This window comes from Streptomyces sp. NPDC004752 (assembly GCF_053601275.1).
Genome location: NZ_JBSGBN010000030.1, coordinates 51,981 through 72,689 on the forward strand (window position 1 = coordinate 51,981; position 20,709 = coordinate 72,689).

A 20,709-nucleotide genomic window follows, 5' to 3' on the forward strand; every position below is an offset into this window, starting at 1 on the left:
GTCCTCGTGGCGAGGTAACCCGTGGCGAGGTACCCGTGCTCGACCAGGGTGTGCGCCGAGCGCGGTCGCAGGCTGGTCCTCTTCGCTCGGCGTCTCGTTCGGGCAGGCCATGAACCTGATCACGCTCCTGGTTCCTCCCGCCCGGACACCGCCGCGCGAACGGCCGGGGCCGAAGCGCCGGGAGACCGGGCGGGCGGGAGACCGGGCGGGACGGGTCGCGATCACGGCCGTCTGGAGTCGCCGCCGTCGTTCGGTTCTCGGCTATGGACTGGAGCGGGCTTGTTCATTTACTGTCTAGACATGCCTGGACAGGTACACAAGCATCACCGCATCGCCCGCGTCCTCGCCGACGAGATCCGCGCCGGGGTCCACACCGACGGCAGCAGACTCCCGGGGGAGCACGCGCTCACCCAGCGGTTCGGCGTCAGCCGCACCACCCTGCGGCAGGCGCTTCAGGTCCTCGGTGAGGAAGGGCTCATCGCCACCCACGCCGGGATCGGCTCCTTCGTCACCTTCGAGGGCACGCCGCTCGACAACCGGCTCGGCTGGACCCGGGCCCTGGCCGAGCAGGGCACCGAACTGACGACCGAGATCCTCCGCTTCGAGGAGGTGACCGACCCCGAGCTGGCTGCCGGGCTGGGCCTCGCGTCGAGTACGTTCATCGCCCTGGACCGGGTCAGACGGCTCTCCGACGGGCAGGGCGTGTCGCTCGAACACAGCAGGGTCCCGGTCGTCGGGAAACTGGCCGGACTGCCCGAACGCGGTCTTGAGGGCGGCTCGCTCAGCCGGGCGCTGATCGCCGCGGGCCGTGTCACCGACTCCGGTGAAGGTGTGGTGTCGGTTCGCGGGCTCGACGCGGCGGAGGCGGCCGTACTGCACCGCTCGCCCGGTGTGTCCTTCCTGCGGCTCGCCCAGGTGTACCGGGCCGCCGACGGCACGGTCGTCGAGCAGGTCACCAGCCTGCTCGACCCGGCCAGATTCGAATTGCACGTACGCTCTGGCCGAGGAGGCCGACTGTGACCGACCGACTCGACCACGCCCTCGGCGCCTACTACGGACTCGCCCTCGGCGACGCCCTGGGCATGCCCACGCAGGTGATGTCCCGTAACGACGTCGTCCGCGTCTACGGCACCCTCACCGGTTTCGAACCCGCCCGCCCCGACAACCCGGTCAGCGCGGGCATGCCGGCCGGCTCCGTCACCGACGACACCGACCAGGCCGTCATCGTCGGGCGGCTGATCGACGAGGGTCGCGGCCGGATCGACCCCCTGCGGCTCGCCCATGAACTGCTCGACTGGGAGAAGGAGATGAAGGCCAAGGGTTCCTTCGATCTCCTCGGCCCGTCCACCAAGGCCGCTCTGGACGCGGTGGCCCGCGGTGTCCCGACCCAGGAGGCGGGCAGGCACGGTACGACGAACGGCGCCGCCATGCGGGTCACCCCGGTGGGGATCGCCTTCCCCGTCGAACCGCTGGACACCTTCCTGGACCATGTCGTGGAGTCCTGCCAGGTCACGCACGACACCGGCATCGGTATCGCGGGCGCGGCCGCCGTCGCCGCCGCCGTCAGCACGGGTGTCGACGGCGGTTCACTGGGCGACGCCGTGACCGCCGCGGTGACCGCGGCCCGGGCCGGCGCGCGGCGTGGCCACTGGATCGCCGGCGCCGACATCGCGTCCCGTATCGAGTGGGCGTGGAGTCTGGTGCGGGATCTCCCGGAGGCCGAGGCCCTGGACCGGATCGTCGCGCTCGTCGGCACCAGCGTCGCAAGCCAGGAGTCGGTGCCCGCCGCGTTCGCGGTACTCGCCGTGGCCGACGGCGACCCGTGGCGCGCTGCCCTGCTCGCCGCCAACCTCGGCGGCGACAGTGACACCATCGGTGCGATCGCCGGTGCCGTCGCCGGGTCGGTCGCCGGGCTCTCGGGGCTGCCCGCCGAGGCCGTCGAGACGCTCCGTACCGTCAACTCCCTCGACCTGGAACCGCTGACCGCCCGGCTGCTCACCCTTCGCTGAGCCGCCCGAACACCCGGAGCCGGACGGGACCCGCATCCCTGCCGCCCCACCCTGCACCCCTCCACCTTCCCCCCACTCTGCACCCCTCCACCTTCCCCCCACTCTGCACCCCTCCACCTTCCCCCCGCCCCGCGCACCCCCACCTTCCCCCCTCTCATCAACCACCCTTCCGTACCCAGCAAGGAGGTTCCGTCATGGCCGTTTCGAAGACGAACGATCGCGTCGGTGCCGTCGAGACCCGAGGGATCGAACCGGTCCCCGACAACGAGCGGCACGGCCAGGCCGGCCAGATGTTCTGGACCTGGTTCGCCGCCAACATCAGCATCCTCGGGCTCCCGCTCGGTGCGACCCTCGTCGCCTTCCGTGGGCTGAACATCTGGCAGGCGGCACTCGTCGCCATCATCGGCGCCTTCGGCTCGTTCGCGCTGGTGGGAGCCCTGAGCCTGGCGGGCAAGAAGGGCGGCGCGCCCGCGCTCACCCTCTCCCGCGCCGTCTTCGGACAGCGCGGCAACGCAGGTCCGACCCTGATCAGCTGGCTGAGCCGGGTCGGCTGGGAGACGATCACCACCACCACCGCCGCCTACGCGCTTCTGGCGCTGCTCGACACCGCGTTCGGGGTCGGCCAGAACACCGTGCTCACCCTCGTCTGCCTGCTGGTGTTCATCAGCTGCACGCTGCTGATCAGCGGACTCGGCCATGCCACCATCATGTGGATCAACAAGTGGGCCACGATCGTCTTCGGCGTCCTCAATCTGGTCGTGATGGGTTTTCTCGTCGCCACCGTCGACTGGGCCAAGGTCCTCGACATTCCGGCGGGGCCGACCAGCGGCGTGATCGCGGGTGTCGGCTTCATCGCCGCGGGCACCGGTATCGGCTGGGCCAACGCCGGCGCGGACTACGCCCGCTATCTGCCCCGTGAGATCCCGGGCCGCCGGCTGATCGCGGCCTCCGCGTTCGGCGCGGGCATCCCTCTCGTGCTGCTGATCTCGCTCGGCTCGCTGCTCTCGGCCGGCGACCCGACGCTCGCCACCTCCTCCGATCCGGTCGCCGCCATCAACGCGCTGCTGCCCTCCTGGATGGCGATCCCCTATCTCGTCGCGGCGTTCGGCGGGCTGCTGATGTCTAACCACCTCTCCACCTACTCCGCCGGGCTGACGATGATCACCCTGGGGCTGCGGGTGCCACGCGCCGCCGCCGTCGCACTCGACGTGGTGCTGATGTTCGCCGGCGGTATCTACCTCATGCTGATCGCCGACGACTTCTACGGGCCCTTCTCGACCTTCCTGACCCTGTTGGCCGTCCCCATCTCGGCCTGGATCGGAGTGATCGTGGTGGACTCGCTGCGCGGGCGTACCTACGACTCCGAGGCGCTGATGGACACCACCCGCACCAGCCGGTACTGGTACTCGGGCGGCTTCCGGCTGCCCGCCGTCCTCGGCTGGGCCGCCGCCATCGTGGCCGGACTGCTCTTCACCAAGGCATCGACGAGCGAGACCGACGTCTGGTTCGCAGGACCGCTCTCCGCCACCTGGCTCGGCGTGAACGGCCTCGGCTGGGCGATCTCCATGGCCGTCGGCGCCGTGGTGTACGCGCTGTTCGGCCGCCCGTCCGGCGCCGCCACGGGCAGCGCGCAGGAATCCGCTTCCCCCGCTCTCCAGGAGGCCGGACGATGAACCGCCGCCTCGTCCTCGCCGGGAACGTGATCGCCGATCTGGTGATCGAGATCCCCGCGCTGCCCGAACGCGGCGGGGACGTCATCGGCACCCGTACCGAAACGACCGCAGGCGGCGGTTTCAACACCCTGGTCGCGGCCCGGCGCCTCGGCACCGAAGCGGTCTTCGCCGGGCCGCACGGCACAGGGCCGCACGGCGACCTCGTACGCAAGGCGCTCGCCGCCGAACGCATCGAAACGCTGCTGCCGGTCCGTACCGACGGCGACACCGGCTTCACCGTCGCGCTGATCGACGGCGGTGGCGAACGTACCTTCGTCACCAGCTTCGGGGTCGAGGCCACGCTGATGCGGTCCGACCTCGACACGGTCGCCGCCCGGCTGCGCCCCGGCGATCTCGTGCAGCTCTCCGGCTACGGGCTGGCGATCCCGGACAACGGCCCGCTGCTGTCCGGTTTCACGGCCGGGCTCCCGGCGGACCTCACCGTCTGCTTCGACCCGGCGCCCCTGGTGGCCGACATCCCCGAGGCCGTTCTCGTGCCGGTCCTCGCCCGCACGGACTGGCTCAGCGCCAACGCCCGTGAGGCCCGCCTGCTGTCCGGACACGAGGATCCGCGGGCCGCGGCGGCGGCGCTGCGGGAACGGCTGGCCCCGGGCGCGGGAGTGCTCGTACGGGCCGACAAGGACGGCTGCTGGCTGGCGGTGCCCGGCCAGGAGCCGATACATGTGCCGGGGTTCCCGGTCGACGCCGTGGACAGCAACGGCGCGGGAGATGCCCATGTCGGTTCGTTCCTGGCCCTGCTCGGCCAGGGCCAGGACCCACTGACGGCCGCCCGCGGCGCCAACGCGGCGGCTGCCTACGCGGTGGGCCGTCGCGGCCCCGCCACCGCGCCGGACCGGGCGGCGCTGGCGGAGTTCCTGGGCAAGGACCCCCTCGCGGAGCGGCTGTTCGGAGCCGAGAGCCACTGATACCCGAGGCCGTCCGCGCATGATCCCCTGTCGGAATCATGGCGATCACGGCCTTCGGGCTCCTTCTCTCCGCCCCTCTCCCACCGCCGCATCGCCTCCGAGAACCAACCCGGCCCCGGCCGCGGCCCCGACTCCGGCTCCGACGAGATCGAACCGGGCCAGGCCTTGGGCGACGGGGTCGGGTGGCGGCCCGAAGCGGCGGGCTTAGGATCGGGAACCGATATCGGTTTCGTCACTGCCGGTCGGGGCGGCGTGGAGGTGGGAACAGGTGCGGGAGTTCCAGCGGGGCGCGGTGCGGTTGCATATCTTGCACCACGCGGCCGATGAGGAGATCCACGGCGCGTGGATGACCGAGGAACTGGCCCGGCACGGTTACGAGATCAGCCCGGGCACGCTGTATCCGACGCTGCACCGACTGGAGGCGGACGGGCTGCTCACCTCCGAGCAGCGTGTGGTCGACGGCCGCGCGAGACGCGTCTACCGGGCGACGGAGGCCGGGAAACGGGCGCTGGACGCGGACCGGCAGGCGCTGCGGGAGCTGGCCCGCGAAGTCCTCGGCGACGACAACTCGTAGGGGGCCGCGGGCAGAACTCAGGCAGCGGATCGGTCGGTGAGCATCCGGCGGATGCCGTAGGCCGCGGCCCCGACGGCCAGGACCGCGGCCCCCGAGATCATCGAGTCGAGGGGCAGGGCGAAGGCGAGGATGAGGCATCCGGCCAGACCGACGACGGGGATGATCCGGGCCGGGCGACCCTCCTGCGGGGTGAGGGTCCAGGCGGAGGCATTGGCGATGGCGTAGTAGACCAGCACGCCGAAGGAGGAGAACCCGATCGCCCCCCGCACGTCCGCCACCGCCGCGAGGACGGCCACGACGGCGCCGACCACCGACTCGGCCCGGTGCGGCACCTTGAAGCGGGGATGTACGGCGGACAGGACGTGCGGCAGATGCCGGTCACGGGCCATGGCCAGCGTGGTGCGCGAGACGCCGAGGATGAGCGCGAGCAGCGAACCGAGCGCCGCCACCGCCGCGCCGACCCGGACCACGGGCGCCAGCCAGTCGGCGCCGGCGGCCCGCACCGCCTCCGACAGCGGCGCGGCGGCCCCGGCCAGGCCGCCCGGGCCGAGGACCGTCAGGGCGGAGACGGCCACGAGGGCGTAGACGACGAGGGTGATGCCCAGCGCGAGCGGGATGGCGCGCGGGATGGTCCGTGCCGGATCCCGTACCTCCTCGCCCAGTGTGGCGATCCGCGCGTAGCCGGCGAAGGCGAAGAACAGCAGGCCGCCCGCCTGAAGCACCCCGCCGAAGGACCCGTCCGCGCCCGGGCTCAGTCGGGCCGTGTCCGCGGCGTCCGAGGTCAGCGAGGCGACCACGACCGCGGCGAGCACCGTCAGTACGGTCGTGACGATGACTCGGGTCAGCCACGCCGACTTCTGCACCCCCGCGTAGTTCACCGCGGTCAGCGCCAGCACGGCGGCCACCGCGATGACGTGCGCCTGCCCGGGCCACACATACGCGCCCACGGTGAGCGCCATCGCCGCGCACGAGGCGGTCTTGCCGACGACGAAGGCCCACCCGGCCAGATATCCCCAGAACTCGCCCAGCCGCTCGCGCCCGTAGACATAGGTGCCGCCCGAGGCCGGATACCGTGCGGCCAGCCGCACAGAGGAGGTCGCGTTGCAGTACGCCACCACGGCCGCCGCGGCCAGCCCCAGCAGCAGGCCCGAGCCCGCCGCGTGCGCGGCCGGGGCGAGCGCGGCGAAGACGCCGGCGCCGATCATCGACCCCAGGCCGATCATCACCGCGTCCGGCACGCCCAGCCGCCGCTCCAACTGGTCCGGCACCACGGCCGTCGTCGAAGCCCTGCCCATGGCCCACTCCCTCACCGCGGTGAACTTACGGATCCCGATATCGGATGACGATATATGAGCCGGACGGGTCGCCCCCAGGGCCCCGGTCTTCTCGTCCAGGCACGCCGCCCGGAGCAAGATCGATGTCAGAGCCGGATGGAACACTGCCCGACATGACCCAACCGAACCCGAAAGCGAACCTCCTCCGCGGCACAGGGGGGCGGTGGGCGGTTTCTCAGTGGTGGGGGGATGCCTCGGCGGTGGTTTTCAGGTCGCTCAGCCACTGTTCGAGGCCCCTGCCGAGGGCCTCGGTCGCGGTGGGTACGTCCGTTTCGACCTGGTCGCCGGTCCAGGTCTCCGCGGTGTGCACGCGGACGCCGCCCTTGACCTCGGTGAAGGTCCACACGTGAACGCCCTCGTCGATGCGCAGCCCCTCACCGACCGCGGGACCGGTCCACCGGATGCAGGAGTTCGGCCGGATCTGGCGGACGGTGGAGGTGATGTGGAGTGTGGTGGCCGGGGTCGTCGCAGTGGCGGGCGCCGGCGTCGTCCAGCGGAACTGGGAACCCTGCCGCAGGGGGCCGGGGTCGAGGCGTTCCATGGTGAGGACGGGAGCCTGCCAGGACGGCCAGCGCGCCACATCCGTCTGCAGCTTCCAGACGGTGCGCAGCGGCGCGTGGATCACGGTGTCGGACTCATAGCGGATGAGGGCGTCGGGGTCGACACCCCGCCCTCGGCATTCGGCGGCGGAGCCGTCGTGGGCGGCTCCGGTCTGGGTGGGCGTGGCCTGGGCGGTTGGTGCGGTGGCGCCGAGGACGACGACCGCGGCGAGAGCGACCGTGAGCGCGGCGGCGCGCATGCCGGTCCGGGGGCGGGCATTCGGTGAACCGGCGCTCGGGGACCGCGGGTTGGAGTGTCGCTCGGACGACGTGGACGGGCGAGCGCTGGACATGGTGTTCCTCTCAGGTTCGGGTGGAACTGCTTCGTCGGACAGGCTTGGGGCTCAAGGGGTGAGGATGACTTTCCCGGCGACGGTGCCGGACTCGGCCAGCCGCAGGGCGTCGGCGACCTGGGTGAGCGGAAGTCGGGCGGCGATCTGGGCGGTGATGTCACCACGCTGAAGGGCGGCGAAGACCTCGCTGAGGTCGGCGCGCAGCCGGGCCCGGAAGCGGTCCTTGGCAAGGGCACGGCCGGCCCAGAGATTGAAGAAGTAGGCGCGGCGGCGGTTGGGCAGCGCATTCCACAGCCACACCCGGCCGAGCAGCTTGAGCACCGGCAACTGCTTGGAGCCCGCGTCGTCGCGGGTGGCGGCGGTGCCGTAGGAGACGAGCGTGCCGCCGGGCGCGAGGAGCCGCCAGGAGTCGACGATGCCGTGCCCACCGACGTGGTCGAAGACGGCGTCCACTCCGCCGGGGGAGAGTTCGCGGACGCGCGCGGCGACGTTTCCGGCGCGGTAGTCGACGGGGGTGACGCCGAGCGCACGGAGAGCGTCGTGGTGGCGTGCGGACGCCGTGCCGATCACCTTCGCGCCCGCCGCCCGGGCCAACTGGACCAGGACCGAGCCGACGCCTCCGTTGGCGCCGAGCACCAGGACGGTCTGTCCCGCGCGGACGCGGGCCTTGCGGTGCAGCATCTGCCAGGCGGTGATGCCGTTCACCACGAGGGTCTCGGCCTCCGCCGCGCCGACCCCGTCGGGTACCTCCACCACGTCCGCGGCGTCGACGGCTACATGGCTGGCCCAGCCGCCCACCTTGACCAGCGCCGCCACCCGGGTGCCGAGCAGACGCGGGTCGACGCCGTCGCCGGTCGCGTCCACGGTGCCGACCAGGTCGTAGCCGGGCACGAAGGGGAACGCGGGCTGGTCGTAGTACTTGCCCCGGCGCATCTGCTGCTCGGCGAAGGAGACCCCGGTCGCTTCCATGCGGATCAGCACCTGTCCGGGACCCGGCGAGGGGACTGCTCCGTACCGGATCCGCAACCCCTCCGGCTCCACCTTGCCCGGCAGAACGACCTCGACGGCTTCTTCGGTGTTCATGGACGACCTCCGTTGCGCTCGACAATCAGTAATGTTCTTTCGCGTTGGTTAGAAGTTATAACGAGCAGGAGGGGGTATGTCAATCACGTTCGTGAGACCCTCTAACGGTCCGGCCTGGTCCGATCCGGTCCGGCCGGGCCCGGCTGCTGACGTCCGACCCTGGTGCTGCTGTGTCCATCAAGTGAAGAAAGTAGAATTTGAGTCTCTTTGCGGCGAGCGGTGCCGGCGGCAGGCGGGACCGGCCGGACGTTCTGGCCCACGGAGCACGTGGCCTCCGGGACAGACCCGGTGGAAAGGGGACGCGACATGACGGCGGACGCACCTCCCATGCCCCCGCCCGTGCGGGTGCTCGTCTTCGGTGCCGCGCTGCGCGCCGAATCCACCAACGCCCGCCTCGCCGCCCTCACGGCCAGGCTGGTCGCCGAGTCCGGCGGCGTGGTCGACCTCGCCCGTATGCACGACTTCGACATGCCTCTGTACGACGGGGACGTCGAAGCCGCTCAGGGGGTGCCTCCCGGCGCGCTGACCCTGCGCGGCAGGATCGAACGCTGCGATGCGTTCGTCATCTCCTCCCCCGAGTACAACGCCTCCCTCCCCGGCGTGCTCAAGAACGCGATCGACTGGGTCTCCCGTGTCCAGCCGCAGCCGTTCAAGACCAAGCACGCGCTGCTCGTCTCGGCCTCGCCTTCGATGGTCGGCGGCAACCGCGGGCTGTGGGCGCTGCGGGTCCCGTTGGAACACCTTGGAACCCGTGTGTACCCGGACATGTTCAGCCTCCCCAGAGCCCACGAGGGCTTCACCGACGAGGGGTGGCTCGCTCACTCCGGGGCGCAGGAGCGCCTCGCCGAGACCGTCTCCGGCTTCATGCAACTCGTCAAAGCCGACAAGGAGTACGTCTGTCTGCAGCGCCGGTGGTACGAGTTCCCGGGCGACCGCACCGACGCGCCGGTCACCCACCGCGCGGAAGACTGACAGCCCGAACCCGCGGTGTGCCGGTCGGATCGGGGCGGATCGGGAGCGTGGCCGATCGGATCGGGAGGGTGGCCGGTCGGCCGACGCGGTGCCGCGGGGGTGCGCCTAGCGTTGTTCCGGCCAGACCAACACGCTTTGAGGGGAACGTCGATGGGGCAGCGGGCAACGACCGGAGTACATGCCGACGGTACGGTCGTGGCCGGGGCGACCACGGAGTGCGAGCCGGACGTCATGGACCTGCTCGTGCAGACACTGCGCCGTGCGGTCAGGTGCGAGTTGCCGGCCGTGGGGACGGACACCCTGCTGGGCGAGCTGGTGTTGGGGGGCACGGACGCGGGTGCCGCGATCGCCCCGGGGATGCGGAAGGCCGGCTCGCTCAGCGGTTCGATCTCCGGCCGGGCGGGCCTCGGTTGGGTGAGCGACGACGAAGCGCACGGTGCGCAGGCCGCGGCCGGCACCGATGAGAAAGCCGACCGCGAGGCCGATGAGACGGAGGTCGAGGCCGCCTGGCGCGAGGTACGGTGGCGGTTCGGCCTCGAATCCGGCGCATCCGCCCCGGAAGGCGGCCGGGTGCTGCCCACGATGACCGGGGCGCTGCGCGCGTGCCTGCTGCTCGCGCTCAGGTCGGCCCGCGCCGAGGGGGCGATCTCGGTCCGCTGCCGGCATGTGGCCCGTGCCCTGTTGGACCTGCCGGACACCCGGGCACGGGAAGCCCTGCTGCTGCAGCGGCTGGACACGGCCGCCGCGGCAACCGCGCTCGACCGACTGGACGCGGAACAGACCGAGGGACCGGAGTCCCGCGGCGTCACCCTTCTCCGGCGGGCCGGAACGCTGGGCAAGAGCGGTAACCGCCTGACACGGGCGCTGACTTCGTGGACCTCCGGGAGCACCGTGAACGGCTCACCCGTGCTGTTCGCGGTGTCCGTCGAGGCCACCCGGCAGGCGGTACGGTGCGGGCGTGCCGCGGTCGAGCCGGTGGACCTGCTGCTGGGGATCCTGGGCCTGGACCGGGCACTGTTCGTCGCCGGGCGCTCGCTTCCCGTGAGCCTGGCGGACGCCAACTCCGCCGCGGACCTGATGCGCCGACACGGCGTACGGCAGGTTTCCCTGGTGTCTTCGGTGTCTTCGGTGCCTTCGGCTGCGGCGCCCCAGCCCGCTGCCGCTTCCGGCAGCGACGGTGTGCGCCCGACCGCCGCCGCCGACCGGATCACGGCGGTGGCGCGACTGTCCGCCGCCGAGCACGGTTCGCCCACGGTCGGTACGGTCCACCTGCTGTCCGCGCTGCTCGACGAGTCGGTGACGGATGCGGACGCCGGGGCTGACGGCGCGGTCGTACGGCTGTTGGCTGCCGAGCGGGTGGACGTGGCCGCGTTGCGGGCGGAGCTGAGCCCCCGGCTCGGCGGATGACACCCGGGGCCCGAACTGCGGCGACCGCCGCCGCGGTTACCGTTATCCCCGGGAGGTTTGAGGTGGCAAGGCAGGAGTGACGCTGCGTCAGGTTTTGCAAGGGGTGATGATGCGTCAGGTGCGCGGAGGCACACAGCCGTTGCGCCAGTCAGAACGGTTGAGGCACACGCTGACCGGTGTGCCGCAGCGGTTGCGTCGTGCGGCGGCCGAGACGTGGGTCGCGCTGCGTGCCGCGAAGCGCCGTACGGTCGTCGTCGAGGCACTGCTCTTCGCCCTGGCGGCGGCCTTCGGTCTGGTGCCATTGCTCCTGGTGCCGCCGGATCGCCTGATGTGGGCGGTGTTGGAAGGGGGTTGGGCGGCGCTGCTCGTCCCCGCTCGGCGCGCCCGGCCGGTCGCCGCGGTCCTTGGATCCGCTGTGCTGGTCGTGGGCGACAACGTATGGACGATGGCGGTGGCGCCGCTGATCGTGCTGTCCGCCACCCGTCGTATCGCACCGCCGCGGCGTGCCTGGCGGGTCGTCGGGGTGGCCTGCGCCATCGTCGGCGTCCTGACCGTTGCCCGTCACCTGGTCAGCTTCGACGCCCTGCCGCTGGAACTGGCCGGCAACGCGGTCTCCGCGGTGCTGCTCCTGCTGCTGCCCGCCCTGGCCGGGACCCTGCTGGGCCGGCGACGACTGCTCGTCAACCTGCTCCGGGAACGCAACACCTATCTGGAACAGGCCCGCATGCTGACCGCCGTGGCGGCCCGGATGGAGGAACGGACCCGGATCGCGGGAGAGATGCACGATCTCCTGGGCCACCGGCTGAGCCTGATCTCCGTGCACGCGGGGGCGCTCGAACTCGCTACCGCGCGGCAGGCCCCCGCTCTCGTCGAACAGGCGGAGTTGCTGCGTACGACCGCCGGTACGGCGATGGAGGAACTGCGCGACATCCTCGGCGTGCTGCGGCACGAGGACATGACGGAGCCGACGGACCGGACCGGGGACGAAAAGACGGACCGGACCGGGGACGAAAGGGGAACGCGGGACGACATCACCGCTCTGGTGAAGGAATCCCAGCAGACGGGCAGCACCGTCGAGTTGGCCTGGTCCGTTCCCGACACGGTCGAGATGGGGCTCCGTACGCGTCAGGCGCTTCACCGGGTGGTCCGCGAAGGGCTGACGAACGTACTGAAACACGCGTCCGGCGCGCCCACCCGGGTGGAGGTGCGGGGCACGGACACATGGATCGAGGTGTCCGTCACCAACGAGGCACCGTATGCGGCGGGCCCCTCGCGCGGAGGAAACCGCAGCGGTCTGGTCGGCTGCCAGGAGCGGATCTCGTTGCTCGGCGGCACGTTCGAAGCGGGTTCCCTGGCGAACGGTGGTTTCCGCATGGCGGCTTGGCTGCCGGCGCCGGGGAACCGGCCCCGGGAATCCGCCGCGTACCCCCGGAACTTCGCCGAAATCCGTCCGGACCCGGTGCGTTCTCCGTTCGACGGCAACGAACAGAAGGGCGCACACGCTCCGTTGCCCGACGAGATTCTCACCTGGCCCCGAGTCCTGGGATCGGGCTGTGTGGCGCTGCTCGTGGTCCTGCCGACGGTCGCCTTCCTCGTCGTACTGCTGGTGGAAGCGGCCTTAACATGAGCTGATGATCCGAGTCCTGATCGCCGACGACGAGGCGCTGATGCGCGCGGGAATCCGGCTGATCCTGGAGAACGCCGAGGACATCGACGTGGTCGCCGAGGCCGGCGACGGCCGGGAGGCCGCCGCCGCTTGCCGCGCCCAGGGCATCGACGTCGCCCTGCTCGACATCCAGATGCCGAACACCGACGGGATCGCCGCCGCCGAGGAGATCGCCCGTCTCTCGCCCCACACCCGAGTGGTGATGCTGACGGCCTTCGGCGAGGAGACGAGCGTGACGCGCGCCCTGCGGGCCGGGGCGAGCGGATTCCTCCTCAAGGACACCGGCCCCGCCGAGCTGATACACGCGGTGCGACTCGCCGCGAAGGGCGAACCCGTACTGGCGCCGCGGATCATCCGGCGGATGATGGAACGGCAGGTGCGGTCCGGCCGGGAGACCGAGGCCGCGCTGCGCCGGATCGAAGAGCTGACTCCGGCCGAACGGGATGTTCTGCGGCTGCTCGGCACGGGGCTGTCGAACGCGGAGATCGCCGATCAGCTGTATCTGAGCGCCGGCACGGTCAAGGCACACATCAGCCGGATCCTCACCCGCACCGACTGCGCCAATCGCGTACAGGCGGCCGTCCTCGCACACGACGCCGGGCTGCTCAACGACCGGTGATGTCGCGGACCGTGGCCAACGGCGGGGACCTGACGGCCACCCTGGGCCCTGTCCAACCGGCCGGGAGGTTCATGACCTGGAGGTGTGCTTGGCCGCATCGTATTCAGACCTGGTGATCGCGTAGATCCGGATCGGACGCCCGCAGCCGGGGTCCACCGACGCCCGCACCAGACGCATCCCCGACTTCCCCATGACGCGCTCGGAGGCGCCGTTCCCCACTTGGGTGATGCTCACGATCTGTTCCAGTCCGGCATCACGGAACCCGAACCGCACCGCGGTGGCGGCTGCCTCACTCGCGATTCCCTTGCCCCAGAAACGGCGCCCCAGGCGCCACCCCACCTCGACCGTCGGCATCACCTCGGGCAGGAACGAGGGAACCGACAGGCCGGCGAAACCGGCCAGTTCACCAGTGGAACGGACCTCGACGGCGAACAGGCCGAAGCCATGGGCCTCCCACTGCCGCTCCATGGCCCCGATGCCGGCCCGGGTCTGGGCCTCGTCACGAGTCGACCCGTCACCGATCCAGCGCATCACCTCCGGATCAGCGTTGATCGCACCCAGTGACCCGAGATCATCGCCACGCCAGCGACGCAGGACCAACCGGGCGGTCTCCATCCTGATCATCCTGTGACCGTACCCAGAACCGGGCTCCCCCAAGATGAGCGGTGAACAGACGGTGAGGACTTCGGCGGCGGCCGGTCGTCGGCGTCGAGCGGTACGCCTGGAATTTCGCTTGCCCGTCGATCCACCGCTTCGCATAGTGAACACTGTGAGCGATGTGCCCGAGCGGTGGAGCCAGGCCAGTGTGTACCCCGACATGTGGGCGGATCCCGACGAGGATCCCCGCAACCGTGACGGAGCGGGCCCGGACGGCGAGTTGGCGACGTTGCGGGGTTTTCTGACGGACTATCGGCTGACCCTGCGGATGAAGTGCGAGGGTTTGGATCCGGAGCAGCTGGCGCGCCGGTCGGTGCCGCCGTCGACCATGTCCTTGCTGGGTCTGGTCCGTCATCTTGCCGAGGTGGAGCGGGACTGGCGCAACTGGGTGGTGCCAGGGGACCCGGCACCGAAGCTGTACGGAGCGCGTGATGCCGACTTCGAGGGTGCCGTTGCGGAGCAGGCGACGGTCGAGGGCGCATTCGCGGACCTCGCTCGCGAACAGGCGGCAACCGATGCGGTGCTGGCCGAGTATCAGGATCTCGGCACGCGGGTGGGGCAGGACGGCACCGTCGTCCGGGAGTTGTGGGTGCACCGGATCGAGGAGTACGCCCGCCACTGCGGACACGCCGATCTGCTGCGCGAGTGCATCGACGGCCGGGTAGGGCAGTAGCAGCCCCCGTCACCGCCGCCCGCATCCTGACCGCGGCCGTACCCGGCGCGGGCCTGCTCCTCGCCGCCTACCTCATCGGCGGCTCAACACCCCCTGTCGGCGGCGCTGAGCCCCGGCGGTGCCCGCGAACCTCGTGGTAGCGCGAACCTCGTGGTGAGCGGCGCCGGTCTGCGGCCGGCGAGTGTCGGCTGCCGCTGCCGTCGCCGCTGCCGTCGCCGCCCCGGCACCGGTGCGAGCGGGACCTCACTGGCTTCAGCGGGACATCGATCGTCGGGGGACGCGATGATGTCAGGGTGAGTGGTTCTTCGCATATCAAGCCTCATCTGCGGTGTCTGTCGGGCAGTGGCGACCGGCTCGGCCACGCGGTGGTGGAGCGTGCCGTCGAGCGCGCGGCCGGCTCTGCGGACAGTGCGCCGCCGCCCGTCGGACCTTCCATGCACGTCCTGGTGGTGCATACCGGGCGTTCGGCGAGTCTGCGCTGGACGGACGACGGCACGGCGCGCCGCGAACGGTTCCACGACGGAGAGGCCCTGCTCAACGCTGGTGTTCTTCGCGATCTGGTGGGCCTGGATGAACTTCACCTGGTTCGCCTCCGCCTACGACGCCGACGACGCGCCCTACCGACTGCTCACCCTCGTTCAGATCACCGGCGCGCTCACCATGGCCGCCGACGCGGCCAAGGCGTTGGAGGACTACGACTTCACGGTCGTCACCTGGGGTTATGCGGTGATGCGGCTGGCCATGGTCAGCCAGTGGCTGCGCGCGGCCCGCTCCGACCTGCCGCGCCGCGCGTGCTGTCTGCGTTACGCGGCCGGCATCTTCGTCGTCCAGGTCGGCTGGGTGGGCCGCCTCGTGCTGCCGGGCGACGGCGGTCTGCCCGTCTTCGCGGCCCTGGCGGTGGCCGAACTCGCCGTCCCCGTGTGGGCCGAGCGGGCCGCGCGGACCACCTGGCACCCTCATCACATCACCGAACGCCACGGCCTGTTCACCCTCATCGTCCTCGGCGAAAGCGTCACCGCCGCCACCGTCGCGGTCCGCGCCGCACTCGACACCCACGCCTCCTTCGGCGATGTCGCCTCACTGACCGTCGGCGGTGTCCTCACCGTCCTCGCCATGTGGTGGTTGTACTTCGCCCAGAGCACACCCGCACAGCTGACCTCGCTCGGCGCCGCACTGCGCTGGGGCTACGGCCACTACGCCGTCTTCGCCTCCGCCGCCGCCGTGGGCGCCGGACTCGCCGTGGGCATCGCGCACACGACCGGCCACGCCCAGATCGGCGACACCGCGGCCGGGGCCGCCTACACCGTGCCCGTCGCCCTCTACCTCACCGTGCTGAGGCTCCTGCAGCGCGGGTCGGCGCCTCCAGGGTCGGGGGATGCCCTGTGGGCCGCCGCCGTCCTGGTCGTCCTGGCGGCGACCCCCACGGCAAGTCCCGTCCTGATCACCGGGATCGCCGCCTCGACGCTGGTGGCCGCCACCCTGGTCACCCTCGGGCGAGCGTAGCCGTCGGCAGCGGACGCCGACGCTCCCACACACCCGAACTGACCGTTCGCCCGCACCCGGGCAGCGCCCGATGCCCGGTGACGCCGCCGACCACGCGGTGGTCGACGCCGCGGGCGGACGGTTCGCGATCACCATGACCTGCGCCGCCAACGCCCCGGGACGGCTCCATCGCGGTGGCCCGCGGCTGAAGGGCCGGCCGGCCCGATGCGGCACCGTAGGGGGCGGCGCGCCGACGGCCGGTCCTGGGGACACCTGGCTCGGACCGGGGACGCCTTGACGTTCATGTCGGCTTAATTCTCTCGACTCTCCCCTGGTCATCGGGATTGTGGCCGGAGATCAGTAGTCTCGGCACCGACTGGAGCCACTCCCCACGTCTCGCTCACACGTAAGAGGACTCTGGCCATGTCGGACCAAAGCTCGGCACATTCAACTCCGCTTTCAGCCAAACGTCGTGACTTTCTGATGCTCTCGGGCGCCGCCGCGGTCGCCACCGTTGTCGGGGGAGCGGCTTCCGCCATGGCCGCGACCGACGGAGTCGACGGATTCGGTTCGTATCCGTTCGCCCTGGGGGTCGCTTCGGGTGATCCGCTGGCTGACTCGGTGATCCTGTGGACACGCCTCGCTCCGGAGCCGTTGGTGAGGGCATCCGGAATGCCGGAGCGGAAGTTCCCCGTGCACTGGCAGGTGGCGGACGACGAGAAGTTCAGCCGGATCGTCCGCGAAGGCGAGACGTTCGCGCTGCCCGAGCACAACCATGCGGTGCACGTCGACGTCCAGGGCCTCGCCCCTGACCGCTGGTACCACTACCGCTTCCGTTGCGGATCCGAGCTGAGCCCGGTGGGCCGTACGCGCACGCTGCCCGCGCCCGGCGCGCACGTCGAGAAATTCACGATCAGCCATGTCTCCTGCCAGAACTGGGCGACCGGCTATTTCACGCCGTTGAAGCACATGGCCGAGGACGGCCTGGATCTGGCGTTCCACCTGGGCGACTACATCTACGAAGGCGCGATCACCGCTGCAGCGCCGCGCAATGGCGCTCCCCTCACGGATGAGATCCGCGCCCAGTGCAAATCCCTCGACCAGTACCGACTACGCTACTCCCTTTACAAGACGGACCAGGGGCTGCAGGCCGCGCACGCCGCCTGTCCATGGTCCATCGTCCGCGACGACCACGAGGTCAGCAACGACTACGCAGGCGGAGTCAATCAGTCGCCGAGCCAATTGGACCGCAGGAATGCCGCGTACAAAGCATGGTGGGAGAACATTCCCACCCGGTTCCCCGCTCCCGTCGGCCCTGATATGCGCATCTATCGGCGCTTCGCGGTCGGTGATCTGGCCCAGTTCGACGTGCTCGACAGCCGTCAGTACAGAATCGCTGACAACGACCCCGTCGTCTCGAAGCTCGGTGCCGTCCAGGAGAAGTGGCTGCTGGACGGCATCAGAACATACGACACCCGATGGAATTTCCTTGCCCAGGGGCAGCAGTTGGGCGGGGTAACGGCGAACAGCCCCACGCGAAACCGTATCTATGCGGCGTACTACGACCAGCAGGTCAGCCCGATCATCCTGTCCGGCGACATGCACTGGACCATCGCCCAGGATTCGCTGCTTGAGATTCCCAGGGCCGACAGCCCGATCGTGGGCTCGGAGTACATAGTGACGTCCATAACGTCGACAGGTGACGGACCTGGCAGCCAGTCCACCAAGGATGGATGGCTGAAGAACCCATGGGTGAAGTATGTCGACGGCTACCGGGGATACATCCGCTCCGTGATCACATCCCAGGGCGTTGCCAGCACCCAACGTGACGTTCAGTACATCACGCGGCCCGATGCGCCGATCTGGGACGCCCAGAACTTCTATATAGAGGCAGGCAAGCCCGGCATCCAACTCGCCTAGCTTTCACCAGGTGTGCTGGGTGGCGGGCCGCCGGGTCAGGGTCGCACTGGTCGGCCGGCCCGGGCCGACACCCGGTTCGGCGTGGCCCGTCGGCCGGGCCCCCGGTGACGGGAGCCCGGCCGGGGCGTGTGAGGCTGGGCTCTGCCGAGCGGGCCTTGTACGTATGGGGGTTGTTGTGAGTCGGGTGCTCTATGGCGAGCGGTCGTGGAATCCGCTGGCGCGCACCGTGGAGTTGACCGAGGACCGGTTGCAGCGGGGCGGCACGACCACGCCGTTGAGCGAGCTGAACCTCGGCGCCATGGCCGAGGTGTTCCAGCGCGGGTGCTGGCTCGGCGGGGGCGGGGCGGAGCGCCCGCTGGAGCGGCTGACGGACGGGGCGGGGGTGGTCCCGGTGACCCGCATCACCGGGACCAGCACGCCGGTGAAGGTGCGGCAGGCCGCCGAGTTCGCCCGCACGCTGGGGGAGTTGGCGGTACGGCAGTGTGGTGGTCCCGACCAGGTGGCCGCCCTGGCGGCCCGGGCCCGCGCCGAGGGCGTACCGCTGTGGATCGCGCGGCGATTCGCGCCGGGGCCCGTCGGTCCTGTCGCCGTCGCGGTGGAGCGGCGTCTGGTGCGCGTGGATGTGTGGGGGCCACACGCTCCCGTCGTACGGATCCGGGCGCCACACGGTTTCCACGGCGACTCGGCCGAACCGTCCAAGGGCCTGCGGCTGACGGTCGGCGACGTCACGGCCCAGCTCAGCCTTCGGAAGAAGCTGCGCAAGTCCAAGAGTTCCGTGGAGGTGCAATTGCCCGGGCGGCACTGGGCGCTGCGGCGTGCGAACGCGGTGAGTTCGTGGCTGCTGCGCGACGAGCGGCGGGTCGCCCTGCTGACGCGTCCGCCGCGCCGCCCCGTGCCCGAGCCGGGCGCGGTACTGCTTCCCCTGAGCCCCGTCCAGTACGAGGGCGCCGCCCCCCTGGACGCCGTGCTGGCGCACGCCTTCGCCGTTGCCTTCGGGCTCGGCGACACGACCGGGTCGGCGCGGTTCCGGGCTGAGCGGCGCCCGGTGAACGGGGGTGAGCCGGTCGCCGCCGACGAAGGGTGGGATCGTCCCTGGTTCAGCAACCTCGGTAAGAGCGGCGACGACAACGAGCCCGGCGGCGACGGCTGGGGCGCGGACGGCGGGGACGCCGGTGGCGGCGACAGCGGGGGAGACGGAGGAGACGGAGGAGGCGGTGACGGTGGTGGCGACTAGCCGAGGCCCCGACGGTAGTGATGGTGGTGGCCACTAGCTGACGCCCCATACGAGTGGCCTCCTTTATAGGGCCCGCGCACATGCCGTCCCCGTGAACCCGGTGCCTAACGTGTGCGCTGCCCGGGGCAGCCCGGCGAAGACGGCGAAACGGTGAAACACCGAAACGTCGAAACGTCGAAACGTCGAAACGTGGAAACATGGAAAACAGGGACAAAGGGGTCCGGAACATGTGGCATGGACGAGGACATGAAGGGCGGTGGCGACTGCTGTTCGCCCTCCTGCTGGCGGTGGTGGTCGGACTGCCGGTCGCAGGCGGTACCGCGTCCGCCGCCACGCCGCCCTCCTACCTCTCCCTTGAGGAGAGCTTCGGGGCAGGCGCAGTCAAAGGTGGCTGGGAAGGCGTGGAGCGCTATCTCGACACCACCACCGGATTCACCACCGAGGGCTTTCCCTCGGACGGCCGCGGCGACCAGGACGGCCAGCGCGTCACCTACTTCGGCGGTGTCTCCCGCCCGTACTCCGGCCGCTTCCTGCTCTACTCGGCGCCTGGCTGGAACACCGGCGCCCACGCCACGCCGGTCCTTCTCGTGCACGGCGCGAATGACTCCGCGGACCGTGCCTGGGCCGATCCGGGCGAGTCGGGCGGCTATGGGTGCGGCGCCGTCGCCTGCCCGTCCACCGGGCTGATGCAGAAGCTGTCCGCACGCGGGTACCGGGTCTTCGCCGTCGGCTTCGCGCACAAGCAGGGCGACAACCTGATGCAGGCGCAGATCGTCGGTGATGCGATCTCCGTCATCAAGGCGAAGCTGGGCGTCGACAAGGTCGACCTGGTCGGCTGGAGCAAGGGCGAGATGTCGACCCGCGCCTATGTGTCGTCGGTGAAGCCGAGCTGGGGCCGCGCGTACGCCGGTGACGTCCGGAAACTCGTCACCATCGGCGGTCCGAACGGCGGCTACGACTACCCGTACGCCCACGGCTGGGCGCACGACTTCTCCATCTGGCCCGAGTGCGGTGGAAAGATCAACGCCCCCTCCCCGCACTCGAACATGACGTGCTACGGCCAGTACACGGCGCACCCCGAATTTTCGATGACGCCCTCCGGCGGCTATGACAACTACCCTGGTCAGCGTCAGATGTTGGCCCGCTGGGACGGGGTGTACGGAGTGGACGGCACCGCGCAGGACTGGTACACGACGTACTACGGCGGCCAGGGCTTCTACACGGCGGGCAGTGGCATCCAGGCCGCCATCGACGCGGGCTCACTGATCAAGCCGTTGCAGACCGCCGGAGTACCCGCCTCCGTCACCACCTACCTGCTGGCCGGCGGATCCCCGACCGTCGTCGGTATCTTCAACGAGAACCGCGGTCCCAGCGATGGCGTCGTCTTCATCGACAGTGCGCTCGACACCACCGGCATCGCCACGGTCGGCGGCAAGGCCACCATTTCCAGCGCCAACCATCTCGAACTGGGATGGAACTCCGCGGCCGCCGACCAGATCACCACCTGGCTGTCGTGACCAGAACCAAGGATCAGGGATCAGAGATCAGG

Annotated in this window: 17 protein-coding genes and 1 pseudogene; 14 read left to right on the top strand and 4 right to left on the bottom strand. The window is 70.7% G+C overall.

Annotation, left to right across the window (positions count from 1 at the left end):
- The first annotated feature begins 300 nt into the window (after positions 1 to 300).
- The 5 genes from ACWEKM_RS15295 to ACWEKM_RS15315 all read left to right on the top strand — a co-directional run bounded on the left by ACWEKM_RS15295 (position 301) and on the right by ACWEKM_RS15315 (position 5,221).
- Positions 301 to 1,020 (top strand): GntR family transcriptional regulator, encoded by a 720-nt coding sequence (locus ACWEKM_RS15295; protein WP_451621644.1) that lies wholly within the window; start codon positions 301 to 303, stop codon positions 1,018 to 1,020.
- A complete protein-coding gene (locus tag ACWEKM_RS15300; RefSeq protein WP_451621645.1) occupies positions 1,017 to 2,009 on the top strand; it encodes an ADP-ribosylglycohydrolase family protein in 993 nt (330 codons plus the stop codon). The genes ACWEKM_RS15295 and ACWEKM_RS15300 overlap by 4 nt, the downstream gene beginning before the upstream one ends.
- Positions 2,010 to 2,203: 194 nt before the next feature.
- Complete coding sequence (locus ACWEKM_RS15305) at positions 2,204 to 3,682, top strand: purine-cytosine permease family protein (RefSeq protein ID WP_451621646.1); 1,479 nt, start codon at positions 2,204 to 2,206, stop codon at positions 3,680 to 3,682.
- A complete protein-coding gene (locus ACWEKM_RS15310; RefSeq protein ID WP_451621647.1) occupies positions 3,679 to 4,647 on the top strand; it encodes a PfkB family carbohydrate kinase in 969 nt (322 codons plus the stop codon). Before ACWEKM_RS15305 ends, ACWEKM_RS15310 begins: the two co-directional genes overlap by 4 nt.
- A gap of 268 nt (positions 4,648 to 4,915) precedes the next feature.
- A complete protein-coding gene (locus tag ACWEKM_RS15315) occupies positions 4,916 to 5,221 on the top strand; it encodes a PadR family transcriptional regulator (RefSeq protein WP_451621648.1) in 306 nt (101 codons plus the stop codon).
- A 17-nt stretch (positions 5,222 to 5,238) separates the two neighbouring features.
- On the opposite strand, the gene ACWEKM_RS15320 is transcribed toward ACWEKM_RS15315, so the two are convergent.
- The 3 genes from ACWEKM_RS15320 to ACWEKM_RS15330 form a co-directional block, all read right to left on the bottom strand.
- A complete protein-coding gene (locus ACWEKM_RS15320) occupies positions 5,239 to 6,516 on the bottom strand; it encodes an APC family permease (protein ID WP_451621649.1) in 1,278 nt (425 codons plus the stop codon).
- Between the two features lie 214 nt (positions 6,517 to 6,730).
- Positions 6,731 to 7,354: an SRPBCC family protein gene (locus ACWEKM_RS15325; RefSeq protein WP_451621668.1), complete on the bottom strand. Its 624-nt coding sequence runs from the start codon at positions 7,352 to 7,354 to the stop codon at positions 6,731 to 6,733.
- A 144-nt stretch (positions 7,355 to 7,498) separates the two neighbouring features.
- The gene (locus ACWEKM_RS15330) at positions 7,499 to 8,530 is read right to left on the bottom strand and encodes a medium chain dehydrogenase/reductase family protein (RefSeq protein WP_451621650.1); all 1,032 of its coding nucleotides are present in this window, start codon (positions 8,528 to 8,530) and stop codon (positions 7,499 to 7,501) included.
- A gap of 306 nt (positions 8,531 to 8,836) precedes the next feature.
- Between ACWEKM_RS15330 and ACWEKM_RS15335 the strand changes: the two genes are divergently transcribed.
- The 4 genes from ACWEKM_RS15335 to ACWEKM_RS15350 all read left to right on the top strand — a co-directional run bounded on the left by ACWEKM_RS15335 (position 8,837) and on the right by ACWEKM_RS15350 (position 13,194).
- Positions 8,837 to 9,502, top strand: a complete 666-nt coding sequence (locus tag ACWEKM_RS15335; protein ID WP_451621651.1) for an NADPH-dependent FMN reductase — start codon at positions 8,837 to 8,839, stop codon at positions 9,500 to 9,502.
- Positions 9,503 to 9,652: 150 nt separating this feature from the next.
- Entirely contained in the window at positions 9,653 to 10,909 is a 1,257-nt protein-coding gene (locus ACWEKM_RS15340; RefSeq protein WP_451621652.1) for a Clp protease N-terminal domain-containing protein, read from the top strand.
- Between the two features lie 178 nt (positions 10,910 to 11,087).
- The gene (locus ACWEKM_RS15345) at positions 11,088 to 12,536 is read left to right on the top strand and encodes a sensor histidine kinase (RefSeq protein WP_451621653.1); all 1,449 of its coding nucleotides are present in this window, start codon (positions 11,088 to 11,090) and stop codon (positions 12,534 to 12,536) included.
- Positions 12,537 to 12,540: 4 nt separating this feature from the next.
- Positions 12,541 to 13,194, top strand: a complete 654-nt coding sequence (locus tag ACWEKM_RS15350) for a response regulator (protein WP_451621654.1) — start codon at positions 12,541 to 12,543, stop codon at positions 13,192 to 13,194.
- A 69-nt stretch (positions 13,195 to 13,263) separates the two neighbouring features.
- On the opposite strand, the gene ACWEKM_RS15355 is transcribed toward ACWEKM_RS15350, so the two are convergent.
- On the bottom strand, positions 13,264 to 13,809 hold the full coding sequence (locus ACWEKM_RS15355; protein ID WP_451621655.1) for a GNAT family N-acetyltransferase: 546 nt from the start codon (positions 13,807 to 13,809) through the stop codon (positions 13,264 to 13,266).
- A gap of 154 nt (positions 13,810 to 13,963) precedes the next feature.
- On the opposite strand from ACWEKM_RS15355, the gene ACWEKM_RS15360 reads away from it, so the two are divergent.
- The 5 genes and pseudogenes from ACWEKM_RS15360 to ACWEKM_RS15380 all read left to right on the top strand — a co-directional run bounded on the left by ACWEKM_RS15360 (position 13,964) and on the right by ACWEKM_RS15380 (position 20,677).
- Positions 13,964 to 14,524 (top strand): DinB family protein, encoded by a 561-nt coding sequence (locus ACWEKM_RS15360; RefSeq protein WP_451621656.1) that lies wholly within the window; start codon positions 13,964 to 13,966, stop codon positions 14,522 to 14,524.
- A 540-nt stretch (positions 14,525 to 15,064) separates the two neighbouring features.
- Positions 15,065 to 16,021, top strand: a pseudogene (locus ACWEKM_RS15365) (low temperature requirement protein A); the annotation flags it as partial.
- 408 nt (positions 16,022 to 16,429) lie between these two features.
- A complete protein-coding gene (locus ACWEKM_RS15370) occupies positions 16,430 to 17,926 on the top strand; it encodes an alkaline phosphatase D family protein (protein WP_451621657.1) in 1,497 nt (498 codons plus the stop codon).
- A gap of 175 nt (positions 17,927 to 18,101) precedes the next feature.
- Complete coding sequence (locus tag ACWEKM_RS15375) at positions 18,102 to 19,160, top strand: hypothetical protein (RefSeq protein ID WP_451621658.1); 1,059 nt, start codon at positions 18,102 to 18,104, stop codon at positions 19,158 to 19,160.
- A 227-nt stretch (positions 19,161 to 19,387) separates the two neighbouring features.
- Positions 19,388 to 20,677, top strand: a complete 1,290-nt coding sequence (locus ACWEKM_RS15380) for an esterase/lipase family protein (RefSeq protein ID WP_451621659.1) — start codon at positions 19,388 to 19,390, stop codon at positions 20,675 to 20,677.
- Positions 20,678 to 20,709: the final 32 nt, after the last annotated feature.

Excerpts from the sequence above, each read along its gene's own strand:
- ACWEKM_RS15350 (WP_451621654.1), top strand. The coding sequence starts at position 12,541 with ATGATCCGAGTCCTGATCGCCGACGACGAGGCGCTGATGCGCGCGGGA.
- ACWEKM_RS15295 (WP_451621644.1), top strand. The coding sequence starts at position 301 with ATGCCTGGACAGGTACACAAGCATCACCGCATCGCCCGCGTCCTCGCC.
- ACWEKM_RS15355 (WP_451621655.1), bottom strand. The coding sequence starts at position 13,809 with ATGGAGACCGCCCGGTTGGTCCTGCGTCGCTGGCGTGGCGATGATCTC.
- ACWEKM_RS15340 (WP_451621652.1), top strand. The coding sequence starts at position 9,653 with ATGGGGCAGCGGGCAACGACCGGAGTACATGCCGACGGTACGGTCGTG.
- ACWEKM_RS15320 (WP_451621649.1), bottom strand. The coding sequence starts at position 6,516 with ATGGGCAGGGCTTCGACGACGGCCGTGGTGCCGGACCAGTTGGAGCGG.
- ACWEKM_RS15335 (WP_451621651.1), top strand. The coding sequence starts at position 8,837 with ATGACGGCGGACGCACCTCCCATGCCCCCGCCCGTGCGGGTGCTCGTC.
- ACWEKM_RS15370 (WP_451621657.1), top strand. The coding sequence starts at position 16,430 with ATGTCGGACCAAAGCTCGGCACATTCAACTCCGCTTTCAGCCAAACGT.
- ACWEKM_RS15325 (WP_451621668.1), bottom strand. The coding sequence starts at position 7,354 with ATGCGCGCCGCCGCGCTCACGGTCGCTCTCGCCGCGGTCGTCGTCCTC.
- ACWEKM_RS15380 (WP_451621659.1), top strand. The coding sequence starts at position 19,388 with ATGTGGCATGGACGAGGACATGAAGGGCGGTGGCGACTGCTGTTCGCC.
- ACWEKM_RS15305 (WP_451621646.1), top strand. The coding sequence starts at position 2,204 with ATGGCCGTTTCGAAGACGAACGATCGCGTCGGTGCCGTCGAGACCCGA.
- ACWEKM_RS15330 (WP_451621650.1), bottom strand. The coding sequence starts at position 8,530 with ATGAACACCGAAGAAGCCGTCGAGGTCGTTCTGCCGGGCAAGGTGGAG.
- ACWEKM_RS15310 (WP_451621647.1), top strand. The coding sequence starts at position 3,679 with ATGAACCGCCGCCTCGTCCTCGCCGGGAACGTGATCGCCGATCTGGTG.